Annotated in this window: 14 protein-coding genes and 1 tRNA gene; 6 read left to right on the top strand and 9 right to left on the bottom strand. The window is 64.9% G+C overall.

Annotated elements, in window-relative coordinates:
- Window positions 1–85: 85 nt before the first annotated feature.
- A complete protein-coding gene (locus tag HG718_RS06660) occupies window positions 86–640 on the bottom strand; it encodes a hypothetical protein (RefSeq protein ID WP_160587866.1) in 555 nt (184 codons plus the stop codon).
- 138 nt (window positions 641–778) lie between these two features.
- On the opposite strand from HG718_RS06660, the gene HG718_RS06665 reads away from it, so the two are divergent.
- Together HG718_RS06665 and HG718_RS06670 are read left to right on the top strand one after the other, a co-directional pair.
- Window positions 779–882: transfer RNA gene (locus HG718_RS06665), tRNA-Ser, on the top strand.
- 173 nt (window positions 883–1,055) lie between these two features.
- Complete coding sequence (locus HG718_RS06670; protein ID WP_160587868.1) at window positions 1,056–1,934, top strand: tetratricopeptide repeat protein; 879 nt, start codon at window positions 1,056–1,058, stop codon at window positions 1,932–1,934.
- An 82-nt stretch (window positions 1,935–2,016) separates the two neighbouring features.
- Here the strand turns inward: HG718_RS06670 and HG718_RS06675 are convergent, their stop codons facing one another.
- On the bottom strand, window positions 2,017–2,424 hold the full coding sequence (locus HG718_RS06675; protein WP_160587870.1) for a DUF4332 domain-containing protein: 408 nt from the start codon (window positions 2,422–2,424) through the stop codon (window positions 2,017–2,019).
- 170 nt (window positions 2,425–2,594) lie between these two features.
- Here HG718_RS06675 and HG718_RS06680 point away from each other — a divergent pair, with 170 nt between their 5' ends.
- From HG718_RS06680 to HG718_RS06690, 3 genes are all read left to right on the top strand, one after another.
- The gene (locus tag HG718_RS06680) at window positions 2,595–3,311 is read left to right on the top strand and encodes a DUF1007 family protein (RefSeq protein ID WP_160587872.1); all 717 of its coding nucleotides are present in this window, start codon (window positions 2,595–2,597) and stop codon (window positions 3,309–3,311) included.
- An 18-nt stretch (window positions 3,312–3,329) separates the two neighbouring features.
- Window positions 3,330–4,397, top strand: a complete 1,068-nt coding sequence (locus HG718_RS06685; protein ID WP_160587874.1) for a nickel/cobalt transporter — start codon at window positions 3,330–3,332, stop codon at window positions 4,395–4,397.
- 66 nt (window positions 4,398–4,463) lie between these two features.
- The gene (locus HG718_RS06690) at window positions 4,464–5,573 is read left to right on the top strand and encodes an S-(hydroxymethyl)glutathione dehydrogenase/class III alcohol dehydrogenase (RefSeq protein ID WP_160587876.1); all 1,110 of its coding nucleotides are present in this window, start codon (window positions 4,464–4,466) and stop codon (window positions 5,571–5,573) included.
- Between the two features lie 1,164 nt (window positions 5,574–6,737).
- On the opposite strand, the gene HG718_RS06695 is transcribed toward HG718_RS06690, so the two are convergent.
- The 5 genes from HG718_RS06695 to HG718_RS06715 all read right to left on the bottom strand — a co-directional run bounded on the left by HG718_RS06695 (window position 6,738) and on the right by HG718_RS06715 (window position 11,900).
- Complete coding sequence (locus HG718_RS06695) at window positions 6,738–8,147, bottom strand: aldehyde dehydrogenase family protein (protein ID WP_160587879.1); 1,410 nt, start codon at window positions 8,145–8,147, stop codon at window positions 6,738–6,740.
- Between the two features lie 105 nt (window positions 8,148–8,252).
- A complete protein-coding gene (locus HG718_RS06700) occupies window positions 8,253–9,773 on the bottom strand; it encodes an AbgT family transporter (protein WP_027841664.1) in 1,521 nt (506 codons plus the stop codon).
- 57 nt (window positions 9,774–9,830) lie between these two features.
- The gene (locus tag HG718_RS06705; protein ID WP_244617707.1) at window positions 9,831–10,679 is read right to left on the bottom strand and encodes a metal ABC transporter permease; all 849 of its coding nucleotides are present in this window, start codon (window positions 10,677–10,679) and stop codon (window positions 9,831–9,833) included.
- On the bottom strand, window positions 10,615–11,412 hold the full coding sequence (locus HG718_RS06710) for an ATP-binding cassette domain-containing protein (RefSeq protein ID WP_160587881.1): 798 nt from the start codon (window positions 11,410–11,412) through the stop codon (window positions 10,615–10,617). The genes HG718_RS06705 and HG718_RS06710 overlap by 65 nt, the downstream gene beginning before the upstream one ends.
- Entirely contained in the window at window positions 11,409–11,900 is a 492-nt protein-coding gene (locus tag HG718_RS06715) for a Fur family transcriptional regulator (protein WP_160587883.1), read from the bottom strand. Before HG718_RS06715 ends, HG718_RS06710 begins: the two co-directional genes overlap by 4 nt.
- Window positions 11,901–12,014: 114 nt before the next feature.
- On the opposite strand from HG718_RS06715, the gene HG718_RS06720 reads away from it, so the two are divergent.
- On the top strand, window positions 12,015–13,109 hold the full coding sequence (locus HG718_RS06720; RefSeq protein WP_160587885.1) for a zinc ABC transporter substrate-binding protein: 1,095 nt from the start codon (window positions 12,015–12,017) through the stop codon (window positions 13,107–13,109).
- Between the two features lie 7 nt (window positions 13,110–13,116).
- On the opposite strand, the gene HG718_RS15640 is transcribed toward HG718_RS06720, so the two are convergent.
- Together HG718_RS15640 and HG718_RS06730 are read right to left on the bottom strand one after the other, a co-directional pair.
- The gene (locus HG718_RS15640; protein WP_160587887.1) at window positions 13,117–14,385 is read right to left on the bottom strand and encodes a HupE/UreJ family protein; all 1,269 of its coding nucleotides are present in this window, start codon (window positions 14,383–14,385) and stop codon (window positions 13,117–13,119) included.
- Entirely contained in the window at window positions 14,382–15,278 is an 897-nt protein-coding gene (locus HG718_RS06730; protein WP_160587889.1) for a peptidylprolyl isomerase, read from the bottom strand. Before HG718_RS06730 ends, HG718_RS15640 begins: the two co-directional genes overlap by 4 nt.
- Between the last annotated feature and the right edge of the window lie 8 nt (window positions 15,279–15,286).

The raw sequence follows: 15,286 nt of genomic DNA on the forward strand, positions 1-15,286 counted from the left end.
TAGAAACATCGGGTCGTACATCGTGCGGAAATATTCCGAAAAGCGTCCGACTTTTTTAAATTTCGAGCTCACAATCAGCAATGAATCACTGCACGGTCTGAGCTTCTGACGACTCATTTTCCATCCGACTTTCGGCACCACTTCCAACCCGGTTATCAGTAACAGTTTGGCCGGTCAGGGCTACTTGCACACCGTACGCGCCGACAAAAAAAGAACCACCAGCTGCGATCACCGTTGCCAAGGTGGCTACACGCATTAATCCAGCGATCCACAGCCAACGCTTCATTCGCTTTTCGGTCTTCTTCCGTACATCGCTCGAAAGCTCCGTCCGCGAAAGTGTCGCCTGGCCAGTCATCGAGACCTTCACTTCTTCGGCAAAACACAACTGTGCTGCGTAAGCTAGGACGGTTGCCGCTAGTGCAAGTATCAGACCCCAAACAAAGCAGGTTGCAGCAAAGCCAAGATCAATCTGGCTCTGCGCACCACTTCCAAAAACGTTTCCGTAAAACCCGAGGATGGCAGTCAAGGCAACGCCATTTGCTAGGACCATGCTGCGAAGTGCTAGATGCGCAAAGGAAAATGCAGCTTTCAAGTTCTCAAGAAGAAAGGTGTCATCGCTATTCAATTCGATAGCCTCCAAGCCCAGTCCGCTCCGATCAGGAAGCGCTTCCGTTGATAGTGGCAACGTTACGTCTTCAGAGCCAAAGGCACATTATCGTGCTCAAACTGCAGGTTGGAATTGTAGTGTGATGAAACGTCCGACTTTTCGGTCAAAATGGGGGTAGTTTTGGCATTGTCCGACACCTAACCCATTGACTTTATTGATCCTTGTACTGACTTTTAATCAGTAGGTCACAGGTTCGAACCCTGTCGGGCTCACCACTTTCCCGAAAATCACCGATTGAATACCGCCTGCACGGGCGAGCGCATGGACCTGCTGGTGCGGGGCGGGTAGGGTTTGGTGCAGCCGCTGGTTGCCGGGCCGGTGCATGCTGGGCGGGCTTGGGCGGATTGGAATTCATGCGCGGAGTGTGGCGTGTTCGGGGGAGCGCATCATGTGGAAATTCCTGATAACGGCCGTGTTGCTGGCGGTGGTGACGGCGGGCGCCATCCTGGCCGGACAGCAGATGCAGGCCGGGCCGCAGGCCACCCAGATGACCGAGATGTCCTGCAGCTATCGCTCGGGGCTGGCGCAGGTGGAAGCGTGCACGACGCTCATCGAGGGGTCGGCGGACCGCGAGGATCTCGATGACGAGACGCTGGCCACCTATTATCTCAACCGCGCCAACGGGCACGCGAGCATCCGCGACTATGACAGCGCGCTGGCCGACTACGACGAGGCGATCCGCTATTACCCGGACGAGTTCCTGAACTACTACAACCGGGCGCGGGTGTTCCGGCTGATCGGCGATTATGACGCAGCGCTCGAGGATCATGCGCGCGCCATCGCGCAGGACGAAGAAGAACCCGCCGCCTATACGCAACGGGCGCAGACCCTGTATCTCGCCAAGCGCTATGAGGAGAGCCTGCCGGACATCGAAAAGGCGCTGGAGATGGAGCCGGACAATGCGGCGACGCTGAACTCCATGGCCTGGACACTGGTGACGCTCAAGCGGGCCGAGGACGCGCTGCCCTATGCGGAGCGGGCGCTTGAGAACGACAATGAGGAGGCTTCTGGTTCGCTTGACACCTATGCGCATATCCTCGCCGAGCTCGGCCGCAGCGATGAGGCGGTGGACTATTTCGAGAAGGCGGCGCGGGTGGGCGGCAATGGCTATGTGCGGCAGATCCAGAACGCGCTCATCCATCACGGGCTGCTGGATGCCATTCCCACCGGCGTCTTCGACCTTGCCACGCGGGAGGCGGTGCGGGCCTGCGCGCAGAGCAATTGCCGACTGCTGATCGGCATTGATGTGGAGATGGCGGAGCAATAGGGCGCGGCCAGCGCCGGAAAACAGAAAAGGCCGGAGCCTGTGAGACAGGTCCGGCCTTTTCAATTGGTGATGAGCAGGCAGCCTAGTGGCTGACGGCGGGCTCCATGCCCTTGGCCTGCTCGATCCACTTGGCGACCGTGTCGGCGCTGGGCACGACGCGGGTGAGGTTCTTTTCCTCGTTGGTGGACTTCATGGTCTCGGCCAGGTTCCCGGCATTGCGGTGCTGGAGTTCCTTCACCGTATCCACGCCCGCGGCTTCCAGGAGCTCGGCAAACTCGCCGCCGACACCGGAGATGCGCATCAGATCCGCGTGGTTCACCCATTTGAGGATGAGTTTCTCCGACAGGCCGCTCTGGGCGGCGATGTCCCCGCGGCCGTTGCGGGCGGCGCCAATGGCAAGCAGGTCTTCCGTCGTCTTGATGCCGGCCTTGGCCAGCGCCTCGGCATAGGCGGGGCCGACACCTTCAATGTCTTCAACAGGATAGCTCACGGGTGTTTGTCCTTTCCCTCGAACGTCACGTCCATAATCTTGCCCCACGCAGGGGTCAGTTTAACCCGGTGGCCAGCATGTGCATGCTATTTTCACCGCCGCATGACAGTTGGCGCAGCCTTTGGGCTGGCACCATAAAATGTAATGTTGTAACAGTTATCGAGTTGACGATGCGATTGATCTTCAAAGGCCGCCCGGTACGGATCTGGGCTCTTGCCGGGCTGATCGCTGCTGCCGTCATGGCAAGCGGGCAGACGCCGGTGCGGGCCCATCCGCATGTGTGGATCGACATGACGGTCACCTCGCAGTTCAACGAGGCGGGGGAGCTTACGGGCTTCACCCATGTTTGGACGTTTGACGAGTTCTATACGGTGTTCCAGCTCGAAGGCTTCAATCTCTCCGCCGGTGAATCTCCCGGCGTCGCACAGCTTGCGGATTACGCCGTGGAGATGACCGACAGCATTGCCCAGTTCGGTTATCTCATGCGCATCGAGGGCAGGGACGGGCGGCTGGAGGTCACAGCGCGCGACCAGTCGGCCCAGCTGCGTCCGGACCAGCGGCTGGAGCTGACCTTCACCGCGGAGTTGACCAAGCCCGTGGACGTGACCGACTGGCCGGTGCGCTATTCGGTGTTTGATCCGGACTATTTCATCGAGATGCTGCATGTGCCGGAGACGGGGCTGCTGATGGCGGGGTCGCCACCGGACAGCTGCACGCTGGACCTCGAAAAGCCGTCGCCGAGCTTCGAGATGATCAGCCTCGCCGCCTCGCTGGACCGCATGGACCAGGGGCCGGACACGCTGGGGGCCGTCTTCGCCGAGAACGTGACCATCGACTGCCGCCCCGACGCGGCGCGCTCGGAACCCGCCGCGCCTGCGGTCAACTGATCGGGGACGGGACCGGGGATGGGGCACCTTTTTGCACGACTGATGCTGGCACTCATGCTGCTGAGCAGCGTCCTGCCCGCCACGACACCCGCCCTGGCGCAACTGGGAACGGATCGCAGCACCACCCCGCAAGTCACTGAAACACCAGCGTCTGAGCCGTCGTTCCTCACGCAAACGATTCTTTATATCCAGGCCGAGCAACAGCGTCTGCACCGGGCGCTGGCCGGTGCCATCCGCACCTTGAAGGCGGAAGGCTCCGTCACGGCAGCCTGGGCGCTGATCAGCCTGTCCTTTCTTTATGGCGTGTTCCATGCCGCCGGGCCGGGACACGGCAAGGCGGTGCTGTCCACCTATCTGGTGACCCAGCCGACGGCGTTGAAGAAAAGCCTGGCGCTGGCAGCCGCATCCTCCTTCATGCAGGGGGTGACGGCCATCGTTGTCGTAATGGGCGTGCTGACCGTGCTGGGGGTGGCGCTGCGCTCGTCCGGCATGATCGTGCAGTGGCTGGAAGCGGCGAGTTTCGCGCTGGTGGCCTGCGTCGGGGTGTGGCTCATCTGGCGCTCGCTGCGGGTGCTGTTCCCGCAGCTTGCGCCCGCCGGCGGGGGGCATCACCACCATGATCACGGGCACGGGCATACTCACGAGCATGACCACGACCATGCCCACCACCACGACCATGACTGCGGCACCCATGGCTGCGGGCACACCCATATGCCGACACCGCAGCAGGCCAGCGCGGCCGGGTCGCTGCGGGAAATGGCGGGCGTGGTCTTTTCCATCGGCGTTAGGCCGTGTTCCGGGGCCATTCTGGTGCTCGTCTTTGCCCAGGTCGCGGGCATGACGCTGGCGGGCATTGCCGCCGTCATCGCCATGTCGGCGGGCACGGCGCTTGCCGTAGCCCTCATCGCCCTTGCCGCCGTGGGGCTGCGCGACGGGGCCTGGGCGGTGACACGGCTCGATGATGCGCGCGTTGAGAAGGCGGTGCACTGGCTGGCGATTGCCGGCGGCGTGGTGCTGGTGCTGATGGGGTCGCTGTTCGCCTATGCGAGCGCCACCCAGGTAACGGCCAGCAACATTCTCATGTAGCCCTTGCGGCCTCATGCCGTGCGGCGTAGGTCTCGGGTCCCCAGATACCGAGACCGGAGACGCCCCATGAAGACCCGCGCCGCCCTTGCCGTTGAAGCCGGACGCCCGCTTGAGATCGTCGACGCCGACCTTGAGGGCCCGCGCGAGGGGGAAGTGCTGGTGGAGATCATGGCCACCGGCATCTGCCACACCGACGAATTCACGCTCTCCGGCAAGGATCCGGAAGGCATCTTCCCGTCGATCCTTGGGCATGAAGGCGCGGGCATCGTGCGCGAGGTGGGGCCGGGCGTCTCGTCGCTTGCCGTGGATGATCACGTGATCCCGCTTTACACGCCCGAATGCCGGGAGTGCGAGTACTGCCACAACCCGAAGACCAATCTGTGCCAGAGCATCCGCGCCACGCAGGGGCAGGGGCTGATGCCGGACGGCACCAGCCGGTTCTCGGTCAATGGCCAGACGGTGCATCACTATATGGGCACCTCCACCTTCTCCAATTTCACCGTCGTGCCGGAGATCGCGCTGGCGAAGGTCCGCAAGGACGCGCCCTTCGACAAGATCTGCTACATCGGCTGCGGCGTCACCACGGGCATCGGGGCCGTGGTCAACACCGCAAAAGCCGAGGCGGGTTGCACCGCCATCGTATTCGGCCTCGGCGGCATCGGCCTCAATGTCATCCAGGGCCTGCGCATGGTGGGCGCGAAGATGATCGTCGGCGTCGATCTCAATGACGACCGCGAGGCCTGGGGCCGAAAGTTCGGCATGACCCACTTCGTCAACCCGATGAAAGTCACCGGTGACCTGACCGCGCATCTGATCGACATCACCGGCGGCGGCGGGGATTACACCTTTGAATGCATCGGCAACACAGATGTGATGCGGGTGGCGCTGGAAAGCGCGCATAAGGGCTGGGGCGAGAGCATTATCATCGGCGTCGCGCCCGCCGGGGCGGAGATTTCCACGCGCCCCTTCCAGCTCGTCACCGGCCGCTCCTGGCGCGGCACGGCCTTCGGCGGTGCGCGCGGGCGGACGGACGTGCCTCAGATCGTGGACTGGTACATGGACGGCAAGATCGAAATCGACCCCATGATCACCCACACGCTGCCGCTCGAAGACATCAACAAGGGCTTCGACCTCATGCATGCCGGCGAAAGCATCCGCAGCGTGGTGGTGTATTAAGGGCGCTGGCCCGCTTGCGCCTCATCCGTTTCCCCCTTCCGTATCCCTCCGGCTTGACCGGAGGGTCTACTCTCGATGCGGCTTGCCGCTGTGACGGCGGGCGGGAGAGCGGAGGCTAAGAACGCCCTGCCCAACAGCGCATGCGAGTGGGCCCTCCGGTCAAGCCGGAGGGATACGGATGAGGGGGGCAGCCAAATGCCCCATCTGTCATTCCGCAACTTGATCGCGGAATCCAGCGCGGTCCGCTCAGGCCATGCCGTATTGCCCTGGACCCAGCGATCAAGTCGCGGGGTGACATGGAGGGGAGTGTTGGTCCCCACGCCCAAAAACAACGCCTTCCCTCCGGTCAAGCCGGAGGGCGAGCGGAATTTGGTTGGGACGGGCGATGCCCACACCGAACCGCCCGCACGCGACGGGGTCGCTGCGGTCATGCCCGGGTGCCGCCCGGAGAGCCGGGATGCGCCTGACGCCTGCGAAGGCGCCGGGGAGAAAGTGTGAGGGGTGTGCAGCCGTCAGGCGCATCCCCGCGCGGATGGTCGTCAGCGTCACCCGAACCAGGCGGGGCAGGCATTACCCTGCTGATCCGTCCCGCGTCCCCGTCTTCCACCTCGCGCACTTTGGAACGGGCACGATCGACGTGGGGCCAGCTTTTTCAGGGCGTGACCGGGGCCGGGGTGAGGCTGCCCATGGAACATGCACCCGTTACTTGCATGTCGCGGCCCGGTGCGCGTGGCCCACGTTCCCAAGGACCCGCCTCTCACCCGACCTTCCGGGCATCCGCCCTCCCGCCCCAGATCCGGTCGGCCCGGCTGTCCGTGTGGCGGGAAGCCGTGGGGTGAGTATGCGGCAGGGACGGGAGGGTGGGGATAAGTTGCGGTCACACCCCACTCCCGAACCACCAATCCCGTATCCCTCCGGCTTGACCGGAGGGTCTACTCTCGTTGCGGCTTGTTGCAGCGCGTGGGGATACGGCACGGCGGGAACCGCTCACCCTGTGCTCAACAGCGGACGCGAGTGGGCCCTCCGGTCAAGCCGGAGGGAAAGCGGAAGGGAGGCGGGACGGAGACGCAGCCTTGCCACAGCCACCCGCACCGATTCACCCACATGAAGACGGGCCGCTGATGCGTCAGCGGCCCGCTCTGTTGTCACAGTAATTTCAACGCCTTACCGCGCGATGTTGATGATCTTGAGCTGAGTGAATTCTTCAAGCCCATCAGCGCCAAGCTCGGTGCCGACGCCGGACATCTTGGAGCCGCCGAAGGGGATCATCGGGTCGAGTTCGGCGTGTTTGTTCACCCAGATGGTGCCGGCGTCCATCTTGTCGGCCAGCGCATAGGCGCGGTCGGTGTCCTTCGACCAGACGGAGCCGCCGAGGCCGTAGGGTGATGCATTTGCACGGGCCACGGCGTCTTCCGGGTCGGAATATTTGATCACCGGCAGCACGGGGCCGAACTGTTCCTCGTCCACCAGGCGGGTGCCATCGGAGATGTCGCGCACGATGGTCGGGCGGATGAAATAGCCCTTCTGGTCCGGCGTGGTGCCGCCGGCGATGATCTGGCCGTCCTTGCGGGCGTCCTCGATAAGGTCCTTCACCTTGTCATACTGCATCTTGTTCTGGAGCGGGCCGAGCTGCGTGCCCTGCTCAAGACCGTCGCCGATGATCGCGTCCTCGGCCAGCTTGGCGAGTTCGGCGCACATCTCGTCATAGATGCTCTCATGGACGTAGAGCCGCTTCATGGCGATGCAGACCTGGCCGGAGTTCTGGAACGCCGACTGGAACAGCTGCGGCGCGGTCTCCTTCGGGTTCACGTCGTCGAGCACGATGCCCGCATCATTACCGCCAAGCTCAAGCGTGATGCGCTTGAGGAGGTTGGCGGCCCCGGCCATGACCTTGGCACCGGTCGAGGTGGAACCGGTGAAGGAGACCTTGCGGATATCGGGATGGGCCGTCAGCGGCGCCCCGAGATCATTGGCGTCGGTGATCACATTGACCACGCCTGCAGGCACGATGTCCTTCATCAGCCCGGCGAGCTTGAGGGTGGTCAGCGGCGTGGTCGGGGCCGGCTTCAGCACCACCGTGTTGCCGGCCAGCAGCGCCGGCGGCAGCTTGAAGGCCATGAGGATCATCGGGAAGTTCCACGGCACGATGGCCCCGATGACGCCCAGCGGCTTGCGGTGCGCTTCCACGCGCCGGCCTTCGCTGTCGTCCAGCACCTTCACCGGCATGTCGAGGCCCGCGAAGTAGCGCATGAAGGCGACGGTGCCGAGCACTTCGCCGGTAGCGTCCTGCAGCGGCTTGCCCTGTTCCTGGGTCAGCAGGCGGGCGAAATCCTCGTAATTGGCTTCGACTGCATCCGCGATGGCGGTGATGACCTTGCGGCGCTCGTCGATGGGGGTGGCGGCCCAGGCGGGGAAGGCTGCCTTGGCAGCCGCCACGGCGTCGTTCAGCTGCGCTTCGGAGGCGCGGGGCGCCTGGGTGAACACGGCCTCGGTGGCCGGGTTGATCACGTCCATGGTGCTGTCGCCATCGACGAGGTTGCCGCCGATCAGCAGCTTGTAGGCTTGCTCTGCCATTGTCGTTTCTCCCTGTCGGCCCGCAGCACTGACAGCCGCAGGCTCTTTCGTTCCCGCAGACCATATCGCGTATCAAAAATACGCAAAATGGTTTTTGCGGCAGGGTCAGAAGACGCTGGGGACACCGGGGCCGAGCGGCAGCCCCATGGCCATCCAGATGACGAAGAGCAGGGTGGAACTGACACCGAAGGCAATCGCGAAGGGCAGCATGGTGGCGACCAGCGTGCCGATACCGAAATTGGCGTCATACCGTTTGCCGACCACGAGGATGAGCGGGAAATAGGGCAGCAGCGGCGTGATCATGTTGGTGGAGCTGTCGCCGATGCGGTAGGCGGCCTGGGTGGCCTCTGGCGACAGGCCGAGCAGCATCAGCATGGGCACGAAGATAGGGGCGAGGAACGCCCATTTGGCCGAGGCGCTGCCCACGAGAATGTTGATGATGGCTGCCAGCAGGATGAGGCCGACGAGAAGCGGCGAGCCCTCGATGCCCAGCGACCGTAGGCCGTCTGCCCCCACCACGGCGGAGATCACGCCGAGGTTCGACCATTTGAACATGGCGATGAAATGGGCGGCGACGAAGGCCAGCACGATGTAGACGCCCATATCGGCCATCGAGTCCGACATGTATCGCACCACATCCTTGTCGGACCGGATGACGCGGATGGCGACGCCATAGGCGATGCCTGCCAGCAGGAAGGCAATGAACATGATGGCGACGAGGCTGCGCATCAGCGGCAGGAAGCTGCCATCTGCCCCGCGCAGGGGATAGCCGGGGGCCCAGGCCAGCGCCGCTGTTGCGCCGATGACAGCGAGAATGGCCATGAGCGCTGCCTGAAGGCCGCGGCGCTCCATCCCGGCGATGTCGGCCTTGTCGGTTGCCTCCGGCGTGATGGTGGATCTCCAGGCCGGAAGGCGCGGCTCGACGAGGCGCTCCGTCACCCATGTGCCGACCAGCACGAAGAGCGGCACCAGCGCGATCATCAGGTAATAATTGGCGGTGATGTCCACCACATAGCCGGGCGCGGTGAGCTGCGCGGCTTCCTGGGTCAGGCCTGCCAGCAGCGGGTCAAGCGGGGTAAGCACCAGATTGGCGGAGAAGCCGCCTGCGACGCCGGCAAACCCGGCGGCAAGCCCCGCCACCGGGTGACGGCCCGCCCCCATGAACAACGCCGCGCCGAGCGGGATCAGCACCACATAGCCCGCGTCAACCGCCAGCGATGACATTATGCCGGCAAAGACGAGGGCGGCCGTGAGTAGGCGCGGGGAGACATTGGAAACAAGCCCGCGCAGGGCCGCGGTGAGGAAGCCTGTCTTCTCCGCGACGCCGACACCGAGCATGACCAGCAGCACATAGCCCAGCGGCGCGAAGCTGGTGAAGGTCTTGGGCATCTCCACCAGCAGGCGCTGGATCATGTCACTGTCGAGGAGGCTTTTCGCCACCACCACGTCGCCGGTGCCCGGATGCGGGACAGAGACACCCGCGCCCGCGGCCAGAACCGAGGCGATGACCACCAGGACGATGAGGATCGCGAACAGGGTCACCGGGTCCGGCAGGGCATTGCCGGTCCGCTCCACCCAGTCGAGCGAGCGGGTGAGGGCGGTGCGGCGCGGCGGCTGGTCGGTCATTGTGCTGGTCCCCTGTACCAAGGTGCGGCGCAGGCGGCGCCGATTCCCTTGTACAGTCTACCCCCGTCGCAGGGAGACCGGCAGCAGGCTTGCCACGAACAGGGCCGCGGCCACCACGACGATGGAGGGGCCAGACGGCGTATCCACGTAAAGCGACAGCATGAGCCCGCCGACAGCAGCGGTCGCGGCAATGACGGTTGCCAGCACGGCCATCTGCTCCGGTGAGCGGGCAAGGCCGCGCGCGGAAGCGGCAGGGATGATCAGCAGGGCTGTTACCAGCAGGACGCCGACGATCTTCATGGCAACGGCGATGACGACGGCCAGCAGCAGGACGAGCGCCAGCCTGTAGAGCGGGGCGGGGATGCCTTCGGCGGCGGCCAGTTCCTCATCCATGGTGACCGCCACCATGCGGCGCCACAAGCTGACGAGGACCGCCAGCACAGCGGCTGCGAGACCGAAGATCAGGGCCAGGTCGCTGACGGAGACCGCAAGCACATCGCCGAACAGATAGGCCGTCAGATCCACCCGCACGCCGGGTGTCAGCGCGATGACGATGACACCGAGGGCGAGGGTGGAGTGGGCAAGGATGCCGAGCAGGGCATCAAGCCCGATGCCGACACGCCGCTCCATGGCCAGCAGCAGAAGCGCCACGCTGACGGTGACCGCCGCGACGCCGATGGTGAGGTCGATGCCCAGCACGATGCCGAGGCCGATGCCCAGCAGCGAGGAATGCGCTGTGGTGTCGCCGAAATAGGCCATGCGCCGCCACACGACGAAACAGCCGAGGGGTGCTGCCATCACCGCCACCCCGAGGGCCGCAAGGATGGCCCGCACGAAGAAATCATCCAGCATGGTGGTGGTCTTTTTGATGGCTGTGATCGTGGTCGTGATCGTGACCGCATCCATGCGGCATCTCTTCGCCGGACAGATCGTGCTCGTGGTCGTGCTGGTGTTCGTAGAAGGCCAGCGCCTCTGAAGCACGCGGGCCGAACAGGCGCACATATTCCGTATGCTGAGAGACTTCATGCGGCTGGCCGGTGCAGCAGACATGGCCGTTGAGGCAGATGACCTTGTCGGTGGCGGCCATGACCACGTGCAGATCGTGGCTGACCATCAGGACGCCGCAGCCCCGCTGATCACGAATGGTCTTGATGAGTTCGTAGAGCGCCAGCTCGCCTGCGTGGTCCACACCGGCGACGGGCTCGTCCAGCACCAGCAATTGCGGGTCGCGCAACAGGGCGCGGGCCAGCAGCACACGCCTGAACTCGCCGCCGGACAGGGTATGCACCGACTGGTCCACAAGGTGGGCGACGCCCGTTTCTTCCAGTGCCTCGATGATCAGGTGCCGGGGCCTGCGGGCCGCGCCAGTCATCAGGCGGGCGACGGTGACGGGCATCATCGGGTTGAGCTCAAGGCGCTGGGGCACATAGCCGATGGTGAGGCCCTGCACCCGCTGCACACTGCCGGCCGAGATTGCGCGCGTGCCGAGCAGGGCGCGGACCAGGGTCGTCTTGCCGCCGCCATTGGGGCCGATGATGGTGACGATCTCACCTTCATCGACGCTCAGGCTGATGTCGTGCAGCAGGGTGCGGCCGCCTATCGTGACGGCGAGGCCGCTTGCTTCGATCAGATGGCTCATGCGGTGGCGCTTTCGCGGCAATGGCTGCACAGGCCGGTGACCTCGACGGTGGTTTCACGCGGGGTGAAGCCGCTGTCCTTCGCTGCTTTCGCCACGGCCTTGTCGATGGTGGTGGAGGCGAATTCCGCCACCTGCGAGCAGTTGGTGCAGATCATGATCATCGGCCGGTGCTCATGGCCCGCATGGGGGCAGGCCATGAAGGCATTGAGGCTCTCGATCTTGTGGGCGAGACCGTGGCTCACCAGAAAATCAAGCGCGCGGTAGATCACCGTCGGAGCCGGGCGGCGGCCGCGCCAGTCGATCCGCTCCATGATGTCGTAGGCACCCTGGGCCTGGTGGTCATCCAGCAGGACTTCCAGCACGGCCCGGCGATCCGGCGTCAGGCGCGCCTTCTTGCGAGCAAGCATGGCCTCGGCCTGGGCCAGCGCCTCGCTGCGGCACCGGGCATGGTCATGGGTCGTGCTGGGAAATGCGGAGGTTTCGGTCATCTTGATATCAGGCCGCGCCTGGCCGACAGCGGCGCGCTGCGCCGGGTGAATTTGTTGTCAGCGATCATCTGTTACACTATAACAAAACAAATTTCTTGCCAGAAGGTACAGACAATGCGCGTTCTCGTCCAATCCCTGATTGTTTCACTGGGCCTTGTGTCCGCGTCTGCGGCTGTTGCCGCGCCGAAGGTGACGGCGACGATACCTGCCGTCCATTCCATCGTCAGTGGCGTGATGGACGGTGTCGGCACGCCGAAGCTTCTGATTCCGGGCGGCGCGTCTCCCCATACATACAGCCTCAAGCCGTCTGACGCACAGGCATTGTCGGAAGCCGAGCTGGTGGTCTGGGTCGGCCCGCAGATCGAAACCTTTCTTGTCGAGGATCTCGACACGCTGGCACCGAAGGCAAAGCACCTGGCCATGACCGGTGTGGACGGCATCACGCTCCTTGATATCCGCGAAGGCGGCATCTGGGACGCCCATGCTCATGACCACGGTGACGGGCATGATCACGACGCGCATGATCATGAGGAGCACGACCACGACCATTCCAAGCATGACGACCATGATCACGAGGCGCATGCAAAGCATGAGGATGATCATGGTCACGATCATGACCACGCCAAGCATGACGACCACGATCATGAAAGCCATGCAAAGCACGACGATCATCATGGCCATGGCGACGAAACCGACGGGCATGTCTGGCTCGACCCGGCCAATGTGGTGGTCCTCGGCAAGGCCGTGGCCGATGCGCTGAGCGCCATCGACCCGGACAATGCCGCGACCTATGCGGCCAACCAGCAGGCGCAGGCTGCGCGGCTGGCAGAGCTCGACGCGGCAACCGCCACCCGTCTTGAAGCCGTGGCGGACGTCCCCTTCATCGTCTTCCACGACGCCTATCAGTATTTCGAGGCCCGCTACGGCCTGTCCGCCGTCGGCTCGGTCACCGTGTCGGCCGACGTGGCGCCGGGCGCGGCCCGCATCCGCGAGATCCAGGAGCGCATCCAGGACCGGGGCGCCAAATGCGTGTTTGCCGAGCCGCAGTTCGAGCCGCGCGTGCTGACCGCCGTGCTGGAAGACAGCGAGGCGAAATCCGGCGTGCTGGACCCGGTGGGGGCTGACATCGATCCGGGTGCCGGGTTCTATCCGGCGCTGATCACCAAGCTGGCAGACGACATGATCGCCTGCCTCGGCGAGCAGTCCTGACGGACGCTCAGCCGCCGAAGGATCGCAGGGCGAACCAGTAGCTGCCGGCAAGGCAGAGCAGGGACGCCGCTGCGATCCGGATACCGGCCTGGCGCGGCGTGCTGATCAGCGGGCCGGCCAGCACCGCCACGCCCCACAGGGCAGCAACAAAGACGACCTGCCCGATCTCCACCCCCACATTGAAGCTGAACAGTGCCAGCGCCAGCCGCTCCTGAGGCAGGCCAAGCTCCAGCAACACGCCTGCGAAGCCGAAGCCGTGAATGAGGCCGAAAATGGTGGTGACCGCCGGCAGCAGCCTGCGCGCCAGATCCGCGTCGCGGGTGAGCCACAGATAGCCGGCCGTCAGCAGCAGCAGCCCCAGCCAGACCGCCGCGCCCAATTGCGCGCCGGTGAAAGCAGCCACACTCGCCAGCAGGCCGATGAGCAGGGCCGCGCCGCCAATGCCGCGCAGCGTCATGCCTGACGGCGCGACGAGGGCTTCCACGGCGACCAGCACGATGGTGAAGGCGATCAGCGCCTCGACCACCGGCGGATTGGGGACGGCGAGGCCGAGCACCGTCATCGTCAGCGTGATGCTGTGGCCGATGGTGAAGCCCGTGACCACGAAGACCACGTCCCGCAGGCGGCGGCACAGCAGCAGAAGCCCGACCAGGAAAGCCAGATGGTCGATGCCGATCCAGATGTGTTCGGCCCCGAGCTTGATGTAGCGCCAGGCGGTTTCGCCCGCGCTTTCCTGCAGCGGCGCCACGTCACCGTCACGGGTGAAAGCAAAATGGGCGGTGCGGTCGGTCGCCGTCATCAGTTGTTCTTCAAAGCCACCATCACCGGCCCGGGCGCGGGCAAAGTGAATGTGGCGGCTGGCGATGGGGAAGAAGGCGTTGTTGGTAAAGGCGACGGGCGCCTCCGCCGTGCCGGGCGGACAGGCAAAGCGCAGTTCGAGCGCGATGTCGGCCGCCGAGGCCCGGACCGGGCGGGGCGCATCTGCCGCCGCGCAAGGCGCGTCTCCGCGCTGCACGCTCAGCTGTTTCAGCACATGCGTGGCTAGCAGGGCCTCGAGGCTCTCCGCCTGCGGATCAAGCACGCCGAGACGCGTGACCTCGCGGGCCGGGACCCGGAAGGTGATCTCAATCTCGTCACCGTCAACGCTGAGGGACGACATCGACTGGCTGCGCGTATGGGCGTCGGCCGCCGGGGTGACGAGCATGGTGGCCAGCAGCACCAGAACGGCCAGCAGTGCGGCACCGGCGTGACTGCGGCGGAAGGGCAGGGCTGTCACCGGGCAATCTCCGGCACGTCTTCCGGCGCTGCCGTGTAGCCTTCGGCAAAGGCGATGTCGGCGCGGCCCCACAGCCAGTTGAGATAGGTGCGCAGGGCCGCGTCATCCCGGCGGCGGGCGTGTTCGGCAGCGACGAGCGCGCGAACCTCCTCGAAGGGACGCGGTGTGCCTGCATCCACCTCAATCAGATGGATGAGCGCGATGCCGCCAGGCACCGGGACCGGCGCACTCGTGTCGCCCGGTTTGAGCGATCGCACGACTGCGAGCGCCGACGGGCCCGTATAGTCACGCAGCTTGGCAGGCGGCAACAGTGTGTCGGGCAGGGCGAGGGCGGGCCTGTCTCCGAAGCGCGTTGCCACGTCGCCGAAAGGTGTGCCCGCCTCAAGGGCTGCCTCCGCATCAGCCAACGCCTGCTGCTGGCCGTCGCCGCTCGCGAGGAAGAGCTGGGCGACGCGGTAGCGGGCGCTGCCGGAAAACAGCGCCGGGCTTTCCTCATAGAGGCGGCGGAGCTCTTCTTCCGGCGCCTCGCTGTCGGCGGCTTCGGCGAGGATGCTGGAGATCATCGCATTGACGATGGCCTTGCGGACGGTGTTGTCACTGTCCACGAGGCCCACTTCGATGCCGCGCTGGATCAGCAGTTCCTCGTCGATCAGGCGGGCCAGGATGCGGGCGCGGTCCGCGTCGGTGAGCGCATTGCGCTTGTCGGCGGCGACCGCTTCCGTTGCCAGGGTGAGATCATCGGCCGTGACCGAGGCGCCATTCACCGAGGCAGCGAGACCCTGCTCGCCGCCCCAGTCATCGAACGGGTTTTCGGCCAACGCGCCCCACAGCCCGAGGGCCAGGCCACAGGTCACGGCGGCACCGGCGATACGCTGCCGGAAATGGGATGTCACGATAGGTC

Source organism: Pyruvatibacter mobilis (assembly GCF_012848855.1).
Taxonomy (GTDB): domain Bacteria; phylum Pseudomonadota; class Alphaproteobacteria; order CGMCC-115125; family CGMCC-115125; genus Pyruvatibacter; species Pyruvatibacter mobilis.

Bases quoted from the DNA above. Each gene is read 5' to 3' on its own strand.
- HG718_RS06695 (WP_160587879.1), bottom strand. From the start codon at position 8,147: ATGGCAGAGCAAGCCTACAAGCTGCTGATCGGCGGCAACCTCGTCGAT.
- HG718_RS06720 (WP_160587885.1), top strand. From the start codon at position 12,015: ATGCGCGTTCTCGTCCAATCCCTGATTGTTTCACTGGGCCTTGTGTCC.
- HG718_RS06705 (WP_244617707.1), bottom strand. From the start codon at position 10,679: ATGGATGCGGTCACGATCACGACCACGATCACAGCCATCAAAAAGACC.
- HG718_RS06670 (WP_160587868.1), top strand. From the start codon at position 1,056: ATGTGGAAATTCCTGATAACGGCCGTGTTGCTGGCGGTGGTGACGGCG.
- HG718_RS06680 (WP_160587872.1), top strand. From the start codon at position 2,595: ATGCGATTGATCTTCAAAGGCCGCCCGGTACGGATCTGGGCTCTTGCC.
- HG718_RS06690 (WP_160587876.1), top strand. From the start codon at position 4,464: ATGAAGACCCGCGCCGCCCTTGCCGTTGAAGCCGGACGCCCGCTTGAG.
- HG718_RS06715 (WP_160587883.1), bottom strand. From the start codon at position 11,900: ATGACCGAAACCTCCGCATTTCCCAGCACGACCCATGACCATGCCCGG.
- HG718_RS06710 (WP_160587881.1), bottom strand. From the start codon at position 11,412: ATGAGCCATCTGATCGAAGCAAGCGGCCTCGCCGTCACGATAGGCGGC.
- HG718_RS06700 (WP_027841664.1), bottom strand. From the start codon at position 9,773: ATGACCGACCAGCCGCCGCGCCGCACCGCCCTCACCCGCTCGCTCGAC.
- HG718_RS06685 (WP_160587874.1), top strand. From the start codon at position 3,330: ATGGGGCACCTTTTTGCACGACTGATGCTGGCACTCATGCTGCTGAGC.